Origin of the sequence: Sphingobacterium hungaricum (assembly GCF_015210005.1) — a bacterium.
GTDB classification, from domain to species: Bacteria; Bacteroidota; Bacteroidia; order Sphingobacteriales; family Sphingobacteriaceae; genus Sphingobacterium; species Sphingobacterium hungaricum.
The window spans coordinates 1,851,019-1,864,036 of the sequence record NZ_MU158698.1; the positions used below are offsets into that span (position 1 = coordinate 1,851,019).

A 13,018-nucleotide genomic window follows, 5' to 3' on the forward strand; every position below is an offset into this window, starting at 1 on the left:
ATCTAAAATTTAATAAAATCTCCAATTTTTAATCTATTAATTTGCTTTAAATCAAAGGAATTCTTTATCAATTCGTTTTCGATTTCATAATCATTTTGGAGGCCGAGCCAAAACTTGGGCGAATTTCCAAAGAATGCACTAAGTCTTACTGCTGTATCAGCAGAAATTCTTCTATTTCCATTGATGATTTCTGAAATTCGAGTCGGAGTAATTCCCAGTTCTTTTGAAATTTTTGCTTGAGATATGTTGAGGGGCTTAAGAAACTCTTCTTGCAATACTTCTCCTGGAGATATATTTCTTAGTTTTTTCATGTCTTACTATTTAATGATAATCTGTTATCTGTTCCTCAAGCGCATTTCCATTCTTCATTATTTAATTATTTTTCAAATTTTCCCAGCCATTTTTTAAGTATGTATCAGATACGCTAAATTCGCCGGAACCAATATCAAAATCGCATTTTGAATAAGGAACTCGATAATCTCCCCAATTACAAATCTCCGGTTTTTCTGAACCATAAAGCGTCCAAGTGCCGACAAAAGCATTATTGAAATATCCATCAGAAATCATATCGATTGCATTGTATGCTACTTGATTGTCTTTGTCAATCAAAAACAGGCTTTTTAAAGTTCCTTCAAAACTTCCCGCGTGCGGACTGCTTAGCGTTTCTTTAAAATAATAGTTTCCGGTTAGCAATCCTTGAAAAATAATGCCCTTATCTTTGTATTCATCATCCACGCCCCAATTTTCGGAGACGATTTGCTGAATCGTATCTACAATAATTTCTCCCGAAAAATCACCAATATTACCTGCGACATTTGATTTTCCTGTCACGCTGTAATGATTTGGGAAAGTCGTATTTTTTATGATCGAGGTGAATTTAATTTGTATGCGCTGATAATCATCAGTAAGAATTCCGTAAACAGTTTCTTCTTCGCTCGCCAGCCAAACAGAAGAAAAATCATACTGCTCAAATCGGCTTAACTGATTTTCGATTGATATTTTATTTCCCAATAAAATGTCTGTTCTGCAGATTTCCTGTTGGGCAAAGCCTGAATTTGCAAAAGCGAAAAGAAAAATTAGTAGGAGATGTCTCATAAATCTGTCTATTTGGATGATTTCATTGCCTTAACTTTTGAAATTGAAACATCTGAAGCAAATTGCTGATAGCGCTCGGATTCTCTAGGATATAGTGCTATTTTTCCATTTTCATCGTAATGAATTCCCCAGCCATAACGCTTAGCTAGGGCAGAAGTTCGAAGGCAAGGTTGCCCTTTAGAGAAAAATTTTTCTTTTTCCGAATCAAGATTTGCTTCCGCAATGTCGTTTTTACGAACATGCTGTTGAAACAAGAGCTCATCTGATGTGAATTGATAAGGATGATTGATCAATTGATCAAACTGAAAATTTGCGATCGTTGGTTTATCCATCTTAACGGGCGGTTTTTCTCCCTTCCCTGCAGGACAATCTTCCGAGACTTCAATCAATGTATTGAAATAATCTGTTGTATGCTTTTTCATCATTTTCAATTAAAAAATTTATGCATACATTAAATTTACGAAAAAGAATTTACAGCTCTATCGTTTAAATTATTTTCGGAGCTCCTGCTAAGGTTTCTTCATTTGCCTCGCTCGCATACTTCGAAAAGTTGGTGATGAATAACTTAGCTAATTCATTTGCCTTTCTATCATATAGATTTTTGTCGTTCCATAGCCATCTCGGATTTAATATTTCCGATGGTACATTCGGAACTGTTATTGGCATTTTTACGCCAAAATTGGGGTGCGTAACATAATTTACATGATTTAGTTCATCAGATAGGGCACTGCTAATCATTGCCCGTGTATATTTAAGGCTGATGCGATTACCGACACCATAAGGTCCGCCGATCCAACCTGTATTAATCAGCCAGACGTTGATCGATCTGTTATTTTGCAATTTTTCGCCTAATAATTCTGCATATTCAACAGGATGCAAAGGCAAAAACACTCGGCCGAAACAAGCTGAAAATGTTGTTTGCGGTTCTTTGATGCCCATTTCTGTTCCAGCAATCTTGGCCGTATACCCGCTGACAAAATGATACATTGCCTGACCTTTCGTTAATTTTGAAATCGGAGGCAGAATTCCAAACGCATCGCAAGTCAGGAAGAAAATATTCTTGGGTTCGCCTCCAAAGGATGGATTTTTTGCATTTGGAATAAAATTAATTGGATAAGCCACACGCGTGTTTTCTGTGATGCTACCATCTGCAAAATCTACGGTATTGCTGTCAGGATAAAATGTCGTGTTTTCCAGTAAAGCACCATGTTTTACCGCATTCCAAATCTCAGGTTCTTTCTCCTGTGAAAGATCGATGCATTTGGCATAACATCCGCCTTCAAAATTAAAAACCGAACAATTTGCCCAGCCATGCTCGTCATCGCCGATTAATGCTCGATTTGGATCGGTACTTAATGTGGTTTTTCCAGTTCCGCTAAGTCCAAAAAATAAAGCCACATCCTTATCTTCTCCTTCGTTTGCAGAGCAATGCATAGACAAGACTTTTTTATTGTGAGGAAGGATAAAATTCAAAACGGAAAAAATCCCCTTCTTCATTTCTCCTGTGTAAGCGCTTCCGCCAATCAAAATGATCTTTCGCGTAAAATCTACTGCCGTAAAGTTTTCATTCACTGTGCCATCGGTAAGCGGATTAGCTAGAAAACTTGGAGCCTGAAGGATTAACCATTCGGGTTCGAACTGATCAAGTTCTTCAGCCGTAGGGCGTAGAAATAAATTATGGCAGAATAAATTAGCCCATGGCGTTTCGTTAACAACACGGATAGGCAAGCGGTAGTTTAGATCTGCACATGCATAGCTATCACGAACCCAAATTTCATTTTTATCCAGGTGCTTAATAATCTTGTTGTATAATAGATCAAACACAGCAGAAGACATCGCAATATTGACATCACCCCAATCAACGGTATCTTTTGTCAATTCATCATGCACCGTAAACTTATCTTTTGGCGAACGGCCCGTGAATTTTCCGGTATGTACACAAAGCGCGCCCGTGTCATTTAAAATTCCTTGTTCTAAATCCAGTGATTTTTGGACTAATTCATCCGCTGAAAGATTCCAGTTTGCTTTAGCATTCCTTAATCCCAAGTTAGCTAAATCTGCTTGTTGCTTGTTAAGCTTTATTTCTTGCATTTGGTTCACAATTACGAATCGATTTCTTATTATCTCTTAATGCAGGGTGCTATTAAATTGGTTAAATAAGCTCGCTTCCTTTCCTTGTCAAATGTAAAAATTCCTTTGGTATTAAAGAAAATAAATTTTATAATTATTCTGTTTTGTAGCTATTATTAAAAATCTTGTACGGAATATATGTTGTTTAAAAGTTTTTTATTCTGTTTCAAGTCAATTTAAAGCGTGCTAAAAGTATTTAGCAAATGCTAAAAGGAAGACTATTTTTTAAAATTAGTTATAGAAAAAGGTAAGAACAAAATAACGCAAAAGAGAAATAGAAAAATAGGATTGTTGTACGCGCGTTACAAAAGATATTCGCAAAACCAAAAGAACACACAATTTTAAAATCGGTCAGATTGCAATTGATATTTTGAACAAATACAAAACAGAAATTTCACCACCTTCGGATTTTGTTTTCCCAATTATTGAAGATGTGGAAATGTTTGATGCCAATGAAGAATACCAAGCCCATATCATTAATGCGAAAAATATTTTGTGCGGTCAAAAATTGCGAAGATTAGGTAAGGATATGGAATTGCCTTTTGGTTTATCGTTTCATTTAAGCCGACATACATTTGCTACAAATGCGTTAAATAATGGAATGCGTATAGAATATGTCTCAAAACTTTTAGACCATTCAGACATCGGCATAACGCAGATTTACGCTAAAGTGATTAGTGAAGAATTAGACAAAGCGGTAGAACAATACGTGAATTAGTCTTTTATACATCATAATCAGCAACAATAATTTGTAATTTTACAACATATTCAGAAAGCTATGGAACAACAGTTTACAGACATTATTCTTTTAATACAACAATCTCGTAACAATGCGGTAAAAGCTGTAAATGTGGAGTTAATTAACCTATATTGGAATATCGGAGCTTACATCAAACAAAAACTTTCTGTTGCAGAATGGGGCGATAAAACCGTGGATGAATTGGCAAATTTCATTCAAAAAAACAATCCAGAATTGAAAGGTTTCAATCGTGCTAATTTGTATAGAATGATACAATTTTATGAAACTTATGCCAATGTTGAATTTGTCGCCTCAGCGGGGAGACAATCACAAAACGCTGATAATCAAAATAATGAAATTGTCGCCCCAGTGGGGACACAATTTGAATTTCAACCTCAGGATATTAGAAAAACCCTTTTGGCTCAACTAAGCTGGACACATCATCGAACAATTTTTTCACGTCGTAAAACCGAAGAAGAGCGAGAATTTTACATTCGTTTAAGTATTATAGAAAATTACAGCGTAAGAGAATTAGAACGCCAAATTAATAGTGCTGTTTTTGAGCGTACAATGATTGGAAATGCTAAACTTCCTACAGCGTTAAAAGAAATAAACTCAGATATTACCAACGCATTTAAAGACAGTTATATTTTCGATTTCTTAAACCTTCCCGAACCTTTCAACGAAAGTGATTTACAAAAAGGCTTAATCCATCAAATGAAAAATTTCATTTTAGAATTGGGTAAGGATTTTTTGTTTATCGGCGAAGAATACAAAGTTCAAGTTGGAAACTCTGATTTCTATGTCGATTTATTATTTTATCATCGAGGATTACAATGTTTGGTAGCTTTTGAATTGAAAGCTGATAAGTTTAAGCCTGAACATTTAGGTCAACTCAATTTCTATCTCGAAGCTCTAGATCGTGATGTAAAAAAAGCCAATGAAAATCCGAGTATTGGTATATTATTGTGTAAAGACAAAGACAGCGAAGTGGTAGAATATGCCTTAAGCAGAAGCCTTTCGCCCACAATGGTTGCCGAATACCAAATGCAATTACCCGACAAAAAACTGCTACAACAAAAATTACACGAGTTGTTTTTGGAGAGCAATTTGAAAGAAAAATAAAAATATTTTGCACTAAAAAAATACTTGTCAATTTTTCGGTTGTATATAGAGTGGAGCTGTTTTAATTTTGTTCAATGACGTAAAGCGAAAAAGTTATGGAACTAGATTTTGAACAAATGTATCAGATTATTTTAGATAAAGATGTTGCTTTTGAAGGCGTATTTTTTACTGCCGTAAAAACAACAGGGATATTTTGTCGCCCATCTTGTACAGCAAGAAAACCAAAGCCAGAAAATATTGAGTTTTATAAATCTACCAAAGAATGTATATTAAAAGGATATAGACCTTGTAAAGTATGCCATCCTTTGGATTTGCTAAATGAAACGCCATTTTACATTAAACAAATTTTAAGCGAACTCTCAGAAGACCCAAGTCTGAAATTTAAAGATTTCGATTTGGTTAAGCGTGGTATTGAACCCAATCAATTAAGACGTTGGTTTATGAGAAATCACGGAATTACTTTCCAAGCTTATCAGCGAATGTTTAGAATAAATTCAGCATTCAAGAAAATCCGAAAAGGAGAATCTGTAACAGATGTTGCTTTTAATTCAGGATTTGATTCATTAAGTGGATTTGGAGATTCTTTTAAACAAATTTTTGGTGTTTCTCCTAAAAATAGTAAACAACAAAATATTATTGATTTAAAAAGAATTGAAACACCTTTAGGTACAATGTATGTTTGTGCTACAGAAAAAGGGGTTTGCTTGCTTGAATTCACGGACAGAAAAATGCTCGAAACTGAATTTAAATCTCTTGCCAAATCATTAAATGCAACCATTGTTCAGGGTGATAATGCACATTTCCTTTTATTAGAAAATGAACTGAAAGAATATTTTGAAGGAAAACGAAAACAATTTACAGTCCCTTTGCATACTCCAGGCTCTGATTTTCAAAATAGTGTATGGAAAGCTCTTAAAGACATTCCGTATGGTACAACAAAATCTTATAAACAACAAGCAACTTATATTGGTAGTCCAGAATCTGTTCGAGCAGTTGCAAATGCCAATGGAATGAATATTATTTCTATAATAATTCCCTGTCATCGTGTCATTGGGGCAGACGGTAGCCTTACAGGTTATGGTGGGGGTATTTGGCGCAAAAAATGGCTTTTAGAATTAGAAAGTCAAAATTCCTAGTAAATACCTTTCAACGCTTTTTAATTTTTAATTTTCATGAAAACTGCTGTTAATAAGTGGTTTGCACTTTTTGTAGTGCTTACTGCACCCTTATTGTATGTTATTGACATTTTCATCATCAATGTTGCAATTCCGACTATCAAGGCAAATTTAAATGCTTCAGATGCGGAGATACAATTAGTCATTGCTTCGTATTTATTAGGAAGTGCTTGTTTCTTGATAACTGGAGGGCGTGCTGGTGATTTTTTAGGTAAAAAGAAAGTTTTCTTTTGGGGAATGTTGGCGTTTACAATTACATCTTGTATATGTGGTTTAAGCCAAAATGCAACACAATTAAATGTTGCTCGATTTTTTCAAGGTGTAAGTTCTGCATTTATGGTAACACAATCTATTTCATTAATTCAAGTATTGTTTACAAATAGTAAGGAAAGAGCCATAGCGATTGGTTGGTATGGTATTACATTGAGCATTGCTGCTATCATTGGACAAGTTTTAGGTGGATATTTAGCTGAAACACATTTTGTAATTGAAGGTTGGAGATTAATATTTTTCATTAATCTTCCTATTGGTATATTATCTCTATTAGCAATACATTTTTATTTGCCTGAAACACCAAAATTAGAAAAAGTAAGATTCGATTATAAGGGAGCTCTGTATTTAACCTTTGGCTTAGCTTGTATGATTTATGCTTTGACTGAGGGTAGAGAAAATGGATTTCCTTGGTGGTTTTATGCAATGACATTATTGACCATAACATTTCTATTGCGGTTTATTATTATTCAAAAAACTAAACTACTGAACAAGCAAGATCCTTTAATTGATATTTCACTGTTCAAATTAAAAGATTTCAAAATAGGGTTGTTTGCTGTATTATTTCATTTTATGCTACATACTGCATATTTATTGATTGTTGCTGTTTATTTACAAAGTGGTTTAGGAATATCAGCCTTGGCTTGCGGTATGTATTTTATTCCTCATGCTATTTTATTCATGATTTCATCAGTATTTGCAGGAAAATTACTGCCAAAATATGGAAAACGTGTTCTACAATTAGGTTTAATAATTATTTTAATATCGTTTGTTTTACAAATTATATATTTTTCCCAGAAAGACATTCCATTTGTTTCTATGTTGTTTTTAGGAATATATGGATTAGGCAATGGTTTAGTGCTTCCATTTCTATTAAATGTAGTGTTGAATAATATTGAGGAAAAAGATGCTGGTGCTGCTTCCGGAATATTTTCTACTTTTCAACAGACTGCTTCTGCGTTAGGAATCAGTATAATTGGGGGGATATTTTATTCAATACTTGAGAGCGATCATTTTAAAAATGATTATTTATTAGCCTTGCAAATAGGTTTGTCAGCAGGAGTTATTTGTCTTTTTATAGTGTGGTTCATGTTATCTAAACTGCCTAAAAATTATAAATCTGAAACAAATACTTTACATAGTATGGAGTAGGTAATAGAAAAAATATTCAAGACAGCAGAATAATAAACAAGGAAAGTAGTTGCGTTCTCTGTCGCCTTTTATGGTGTTGTTCCAAACAGGTGTCTGATTTGTGGCAAACAAAAAGCGTTCTTCAAGGTTCTCAAGTTTGTGAATTTCGCCTAATTGAGATTGCAGATATTTTGAAAGAGTTGTCGGGAAACCACGTTGCAAAATGTTTTTCGTTACACACAAAACCGGTAACAAGTCAGAATTTGTCTGATTTGTTACAAGGTTCTGAATTACAAAATTCGGATTTGTATATGAGTAGTTTGCCGTGTATTTTTTCATTCAATATTCTGTCGCCTGGTTGTGGAAGTACGGTCGGTTACGCTTGCCGCTAACGTTTTGGGTATTGCCGAAGGCAGGGAATTTTAGCAATAAGATTCAATCTAAGAACGAATGTTGAACCTTGCACAAATGTCCAATCAAAGCCGTTCATCACCGCTTTTGGCAATACACTGATAGATGTAGTAGCAATTTATTTATCTTTTATTCCTGTCATTCCTCCATATTTGTTCACAATAGTTTCGAGTTCCTTTATTGTGTATTTGATATAAGATTGGTCAGTATGGAATTCAAAATCTAAGTTATTGCTGAATTGATTTTCTTCTGAAAAAGTACCTTCAACAACGATGTGCCCGAGATCGTCGTAAGTCAAAGTTATTAAGGTGTTTTCTTCGTGATTTTTGTAAAATACTTGTCCACTTAACAAGTTATTTTTTTCCTTTAAAGAATTATAAAAAAGATAAATTTCACCAGTTGAAGTATAAAAGGAAGAATTTACTTTAAAATTTCCAGATTTGATTTCAATATTTGTTTTTACATCATACCCTCCCCAATGACTAGTTCCATTCGGAAAATCAAAAACTTGTTCTAATTCGACCTTGATATATCCATTTTCTCCTTTTAATAAAAATGATTCCATATTTTTCAGCGATGAGTTTGTCAGCTATTATCGTTAAAGTTTCTGGTATTGCCTAACGCAGGGATTTTTAGCAATAAAGTTCAATCGAAGCACTTCAGTATCGCTTTTGGCAATACCATGTTACCCGCTGGCTTTTTTTAGTTCTATTATTTCTGTTTCTAGTTTGCCTATTTCAGCGTCATTTTCTGAGACTTTATTTAGGTCAAAATTGAACTCGTCATATGTTTGAGTTAAATATCGTTCTTCTAGAATTTTCAAATATTTCAATGGGTTTATAGTTTGCTCTGTCATCAACAAATAGATAATTGAAGCAACCACAGGGATAATACTTAGTATAAATGTATATTGTTCCATTATGTTCCACGTAAAATGGAAAATAGCTACTATGAATAGAATGTAATATGCTAAAATGATGCTTCCAATTAATGTCTTTAAGTTTTGATATTTTTTCTTAGCTTTCCTTTCAAGTGGTCTTCGTTGTTTTTCAAGAGTGTCTTTTAGGTTGAGTTTTTCTTGCAATAAATCCTTTTTTGTCGCCAATAATTGTGTTTCAATATCTCTTTTGGTTTCTAACTGTTCAATAAGTTTTACGTTATTTTCTTGCTGTTGTTCTGCCTTAATTTTAAAGTGGGTTTGTTCTTCAATAAATTTCTCTAAACTATCTTCAGTAATAGCATTTAGGACATCGTTTACTGTATCATTCTTTATTTCTTCCGGCTTTCTAACTTTATTACGAAGGTCAATAATACGGGCTTTTGCTTGTTCCTCTGTTAGTTTTCCTTTATTGTAATCGTTTTGTAATTCTTCATATTTAGCACCCACATTATCATTTAGGACTTTTGAAAGAATTATTTGAGATTTTGTTATTATGTCAAATGATGTCGGCAATGATGCCTTACCAAAGCCTTTATTGAGTTTAAACCAAAATTTATTTGTAAGAAAGCTTAGATGTGTAGCCATTGGAACAAAGCCTTCATCTTTCATTAATTCATTCCAAGCGACTTTCAAAGTTGTCGAATTGCCTGTTAACAATAAGAAACCTATATTTTCAAAATTATTAGAATTAGCTTCTTTTCGGTGAATAGAGACATAATTTAAAAATCTTAAAAAAGGCTCTGCATCCTTATCAATTTCTTTGCTCACACTTTCGATTATATCTTGACTTACGATGTTATATTTGTGATTATTAGGATTGAAATAATCCCTGAAATTGTCTTCCTCTATACCGTAAGATTTGAGTAAAGTGTAGAAGTCAGATTTCTTTCCCAAAATATCAGCTGCCGATTTGCAACCGTTAATAATTGATACCATAGCCGTTACGTTTGGATATGGTCTTTCATTCCCTTCAATTAAGTGTCTTGCTTTCGTGAAGAAGCCTTCAATGTCATTTTTTACTTCCTCAAAATACTTTAATTTAATTAGCTTTTTTTGTGCTTTTTGATTTATCTCTTTAACATAATTTAAAAAGTCAGTCGCCAATTTTTGATAAAGTTCACCGTTAAAGCCCGCAATATGAAATAAAATTTCGGTATCGATAAATATGGTAAGTTCGGTTCTCCAAGTTCCTAAGTCATTAATGTTATTGTTATACTTAATTCCACTGTATAATATTACTCCTTCCCGTATTAAATTTAGTTGTTGTTTAAAATCAATATCAGCTTCTCTATTTAAAATAAATGATGTAACATACTCAACGTATTCATCTCCATTATTGACATCAAGTAGAAAACAGCAAAATGAATGTGAAATCTTTTCTTTATCCTTTTCTGAAAGTGTTACTTTTTTTTCTGTTTCTATAAACTTGAAAAGATTATCGATTATAGTCTCATTATTGGATTGGATCGTTTGTCTTTTTTGGTCAAAAGTATGCGTGTCAATATTTGAAAAATCTTTTACAAAATAAGCTCCTTGCTGTTTTTCTAAGAATGTTAGCCTGCCAAGTGATGTTCTCACGACAGCATCAGGAATTTCAAATTCAAACGTATTGTTGAGTTTAGAAGTTATTTCATTTAAGCTGAAACTATATAGATTTTCAATTTTAATTAGGTCCGCCAAGAATATAGAGATAATACCATATACGTCTTTTTCGGAATTGTATAATTCTCTAAATACTGCTAGAGATGCGAGCAGTCTGTTGTCCTCTTTTAATTGCCCCATATTTGTTAGTATTTCGGTCTTTTATTGGCGAAATAAAAATACATATTTTTAGTAACTTATATTATGAAAAACGAAATAATTAATTCGGTATTAGAATAGCGAATGTAGTTGCAACGCTATGCTGAAGACACCATCAAGGCTTGTAAACAATAATAAATTTATGCTTATTTTTTGCTTTTCAATTCCTGAATTAATTTATCCTCTTTTGGAGATTTGATTTTCAATACAGCATCTAGATCATCATTCGGAATGGTCATAGACAATACATATTGCTGTACTTTCCATTCCTCGCCAACTTTAACAAGCACGCCAGAACCTCTGCAGATTTTCATTTGCGTATCCAGCAATTCGTCAAACCAAGCGATATCGTCATGCTTTCCAAAATAAATATGTCGTTTTAACGATTTGAAATTCCAGGTTTCTTTTGAATCAAAATAGGGTTTCGCCCAAGCCATAAACGCTTTCTTATCCCAATGCTCCGTGGCATCCGTTCCGATAAAGATTGCGTCTTCGGTGTAATAGTTAAAATATTTGTCGAAGTCCGCATTGGCAACAGCCACATTGAACGAGTCGAGCAAGTTGGAGATTTCAATTTTCTCTTTTGCCGTATCTGCAAGATTGCTCGTAGATTCTGAAGTTCCTGAATTCTTAGTATCCGAACATGCCATAAACAAGGCAATCGCTAATGCACCCAAGATTGTGTTTTTGATGATTTTCATATATGATAAATTTAAAGGTTGTTTAGACTGTTTTCTCAAAACAAATACTGTTTTCGATTCCAATGTATTGTCCATAATTAGGTATGATTCGATAGCCCGATTTTTTGTACAAAGCAATGGCTTCCGGCTGTTTCTTTCCTGTCTCTAATACGCAAGATGCATAACCAAGTTCAGATGCCCAGTTCTCCAAACCTGCAAGAATTTTGCTTGCAATTCCTTTTCCTCGCTGGTAGGGAAGCACGTACATGCGTTTGACCTCCATGGCATCCTTTGAAAATTCCTTGATTGCTCCGCAACCCACTGCGGTTTCATTCTCGTAAGCAACTAGAACCTGTTTGAGAGCATCAATTTTATTAAACTGATGATAAAAATCATGCTCATCTCCATCACGTATTTTTAAATCGCTATCTAATTCTTTAACGAGGCTTCGAAAATCTCTATCCGAGGAATCGGTTTTTACTAATGAAATCATGAAATACTATTTTGACAGACTAAAATTAGGTTATTCTATCCAAATCTAGGATTATGAAGCACAAAAAAATCCCGCTTATTGCTAAGCGGGATTTTTTGCTATTCGGTGACGAATTAGAATTAAGCTCCTAATTGTACACGTTTGAATGAAGAAACTGTTAATCCTTTAGAAACACCATCTAAGAATTGAGTGATGTTTTTAGAAGAATCTTTAACAAATTCTTGGTTCAATAACGTATTGTCTTTGTAGAATTTGTTTAATTTTCCAGCAGCGATTTTCTCAACCATTTCTTCTGGTTTACCTTCTGCACGGATTTGCTCTTTCGCGATCTCTAACTCACGCTCGATTGTGCGAGAATCAACACCATCTTTATCGATAGCAACTGGATTCATTGCCGCGATTTGCATAGCAACATCTTTTCCAGCAGCTTCAACACCTTCGCCAGCAGCAGAAAGACCAACTAAAACACCTAAACGGTAGTTTGCGTGGATATAAGCTACAACTTCAGGAGCTTCAACAGTTTCGTATGTAGAAACTTCGATTTTCTCTCCGATTTTACCAGTTTGGTCGATCAATAAATCAGCGATTTTAACACCATTGATTTCTAAAGCTTTCAAATCATCTAAAGAAGCTGGTTTGTTAGCCAAAGCAGTTTCAGCGATTGATTCCGCGAAAGCGATAAAATCAGCATTTTTAGCTACGAAATCTGTTTCACAGTTTACTTCAACAACTACTCCTGATTTTTTATCCGAAGATGCTTTTGCAATGATTACTCCTTCGTTAGATTCGCGATCTTGACGACTTGCAGCTACTTTAGCACCTTTTTTACGTAAATAGTCAACGGCAGCTTCGAAGTCACCGTTAGCTTCTACTAAAGCTTTTTTACAATCCATCATACCTGCGCCTGTTTGTTGACGCAATTTGTTTACATCTGATGCAGAAATTTGTACTGACATGATATTTTTTTTTATAAAATTACTAGTTGAATGATAACAGCATGTTATTAAAATAAGGTTTTGCTGTTAAGTT

General features: G+C 33.9%; 13 protein-coding genes. 4 read left to right on the top strand and 9 right to left on the bottom strand.

Annotation, left to right across the window (positions count from 1 at the left end):
- Positions 1–2: 2 nt before the first annotated feature.
- The 4 genes from C4F49_RS11280 to pckA form a co-directional block, all read right to left on the bottom strand.
- Positions 3–311, bottom strand: coding sequence for a HigA family addiction module antitoxin (locus C4F49_RS11280; RefSeq protein ID WP_196935944.1), 309 nt, complete (start codon positions 309–311; stop codon positions 3–5).
- Positions 312–372: 61 nt separating this feature from the next.
- Entirely contained in the window at positions 373–1,095 is a 723-nt protein-coding gene (locus C4F49_RS11285; RefSeq protein ID WP_196935945.1) for a hypothetical protein, read from the bottom strand.
- Positions 1,096–1,103: 8 nt separating this feature from the next.
- Positions 1,104–1,517, bottom strand: coding sequence for a DUF6157 family protein (locus C4F49_RS11290; protein ID WP_196935946.1), 414 nt, complete (start codon positions 1,515–1,517; stop codon positions 1,104–1,106).
- 64 nt (positions 1,518–1,581) lie between these two features.
- A complete protein-coding gene (pckA, locus tag C4F49_RS11295) occupies positions 1,582–3,186 on the bottom strand; it encodes a phosphoenolpyruvate carboxykinase (ATP) (protein WP_196935947.1) in 1,605 nt (534 codons plus the stop codon).
- 352 nt (positions 3,187–3,538) lie between these two features.
- Here pckA and C4F49_RS11300 point away from each other — a divergent pair, with 352 nt between their 5' ends.
- The 4 genes from C4F49_RS11300 (at position 3,539) to C4F49_RS11315 (ending at position 7,686) form a co-directional block, all read left to right on the top strand.
- Positions 3,539–3,943, top strand: coding sequence for a tyrosine-type recombinase/integrase (locus tag C4F49_RS11300; RefSeq protein ID WP_262894794.1), 405 nt, complete (start codon positions 3,539–3,541; stop codon positions 3,941–3,943).
- 60 nt (positions 3,944–4,003) lie between these two features.
- Entirely contained in the window at positions 4,004–5,089 is a 1,086-nt protein-coding gene (locus C4F49_RS11305) for a PDDEXK nuclease domain-containing protein (RefSeq protein ID WP_196935948.1), read from the top strand.
- A 95-nt stretch (positions 5,090–5,184) separates the two neighbouring features.
- Positions 5,185–6,225: a bifunctional transcriptional activator/DNA repair enzyme AdaA gene (locus C4F49_RS11310; RefSeq protein WP_196935949.1), complete on the top strand. Its 1,041-nt coding sequence runs from the start codon at positions 5,185–5,187 to the stop codon at positions 6,223–6,225.
- A 36-nt stretch (positions 6,226–6,261) separates the two neighbouring features.
- Positions 6,262–7,686, top strand: coding sequence for an MFS transporter (locus C4F49_RS11315; RefSeq protein ID WP_196935950.1), 1,425 nt, complete (start codon positions 6,262–6,264; stop codon positions 7,684–7,686).
- Positions 7,687–8,194: 508 nt separating this feature from the next.
- Here the strand turns inward: C4F49_RS11315 and C4F49_RS11320 are convergent.
- From C4F49_RS11320 to tsf, 5 genes are all read right to left on the bottom strand, one after another.
- Positions 8,195–8,641, bottom strand: a complete 447-nt coding sequence (locus tag C4F49_RS11320) for a WapI family immunity protein (RefSeq protein WP_196935951.1) — start codon at positions 8,639–8,641, stop codon at positions 8,195–8,197.
- A 120-nt stretch (positions 8,642–8,761) separates the two neighbouring features.
- A complete protein-coding gene (locus tag C4F49_RS11325) occupies positions 8,762–10,798 on the bottom strand; it encodes a coiled-coil domain-containing protein (protein ID WP_196935952.1) in 2,037 nt (678 codons plus the stop codon).
- A gap of 164 nt (positions 10,799–10,962) precedes the next feature.
- Positions 10,963–11,517, bottom strand: a complete 555-nt coding sequence (locus C4F49_RS11330) for a nuclear transport factor 2 family protein (RefSeq protein ID WP_196935953.1) — start codon at positions 11,515–11,517, stop codon at positions 10,963–10,965.
- 22 nt (positions 11,518–11,539) lie between these two features.
- Positions 11,540–11,989, bottom strand: a complete 450-nt coding sequence (locus C4F49_RS11335) for a GNAT family N-acetyltransferase (RefSeq protein WP_196935954.1) — start codon at positions 11,987–11,989, stop codon at positions 11,540–11,542.
- A 119-nt stretch (positions 11,990–12,108) separates the two neighbouring features.
- The gene (tsf, locus tag C4F49_RS11340) at positions 12,109–12,945 is read right to left on the bottom strand and encodes a translation elongation factor Ts (RefSeq protein ID WP_196935955.1); all 837 of its coding nucleotides are present in this window, start codon (positions 12,943–12,945) and stop codon (positions 12,109–12,111) included.
- Positions 12,946–13,018 lie beyond the last annotated feature (73 nt).

Bases quoted from the DNA above. Each gene is read 5' to 3' on its own strand.
- C4F49_RS11290 (WP_196935946.1), bottom strand. From the start codon at position 1,517: ATGAAAAAGCATACAACAGATTATTTCAATACATTGATTGAAGTCTCG.
- C4F49_RS11305 (WP_196935948.1), top strand. From the start codon at position 4,004: ATGGAACAACAGTTTACAGACATTATTCTTTTAATACAACAATCTCGT.
- C4F49_RS11285 (WP_196935945.1), bottom strand. From the start codon at position 1,095: ATGAGACATCTCCTACTAATTTTTCTTTTCGCTTTTGCAAATTCAGGC.
- C4F49_RS11325 (WP_196935952.1), bottom strand. From the start codon at position 10,798: ATGGGGCAATTAAAAGAGGACAACAGACTGCTCGCATCTCTAGCAGTA.
- pckA (WP_196935947.1), bottom strand. From the start codon at position 3,186: ATGCAAGAAATAAAGCTTAACAAGCAACAAGCAGATTTAGCTAACTTG.
- C4F49_RS11310 (WP_196935949.1), top strand. From the start codon at position 5,185: ATGGAACTAGATTTTGAACAAATGTATCAGATTATTTTAGATAAAGAT.
- C4F49_RS11335 (WP_196935954.1), bottom strand. From the start codon at position 11,989: ATGATTTCATTAGTAAAAACCGATTCCTCGGATAGAGATTTTCGAAGC.
- C4F49_RS11320 (WP_196935951.1), bottom strand. From the start codon at position 8,641: ATGGAATCATTTTTATTAAAAGGAGAAAATGGATATATCAAGGTCGAA.
- C4F49_RS11315 (WP_196935950.1), top strand. From the start codon at position 6,262: ATGAAAACTGCTGTTAATAAGTGGTTTGCACTTTTTGTAGTGCTTACT.
- C4F49_RS11330 (WP_196935953.1), bottom strand. From the start codon at position 11,517: ATGAAAATCATCAAAAACACAATCTTGGGTGCATTAGCGATTGCCTTG.
- tsf (WP_196935955.1), bottom strand. From the start codon at position 12,945: ATGTCAGTACAAATTTCTGCATCAGATGTAAACAAATTGCGTCAACAA.
- C4F49_RS11280 (WP_196935944.1), bottom strand. From the start codon at position 311: ATGAAAAAACTAAGAAATATATCTCCAGGAGAAGTATTGCAAGAAGAG.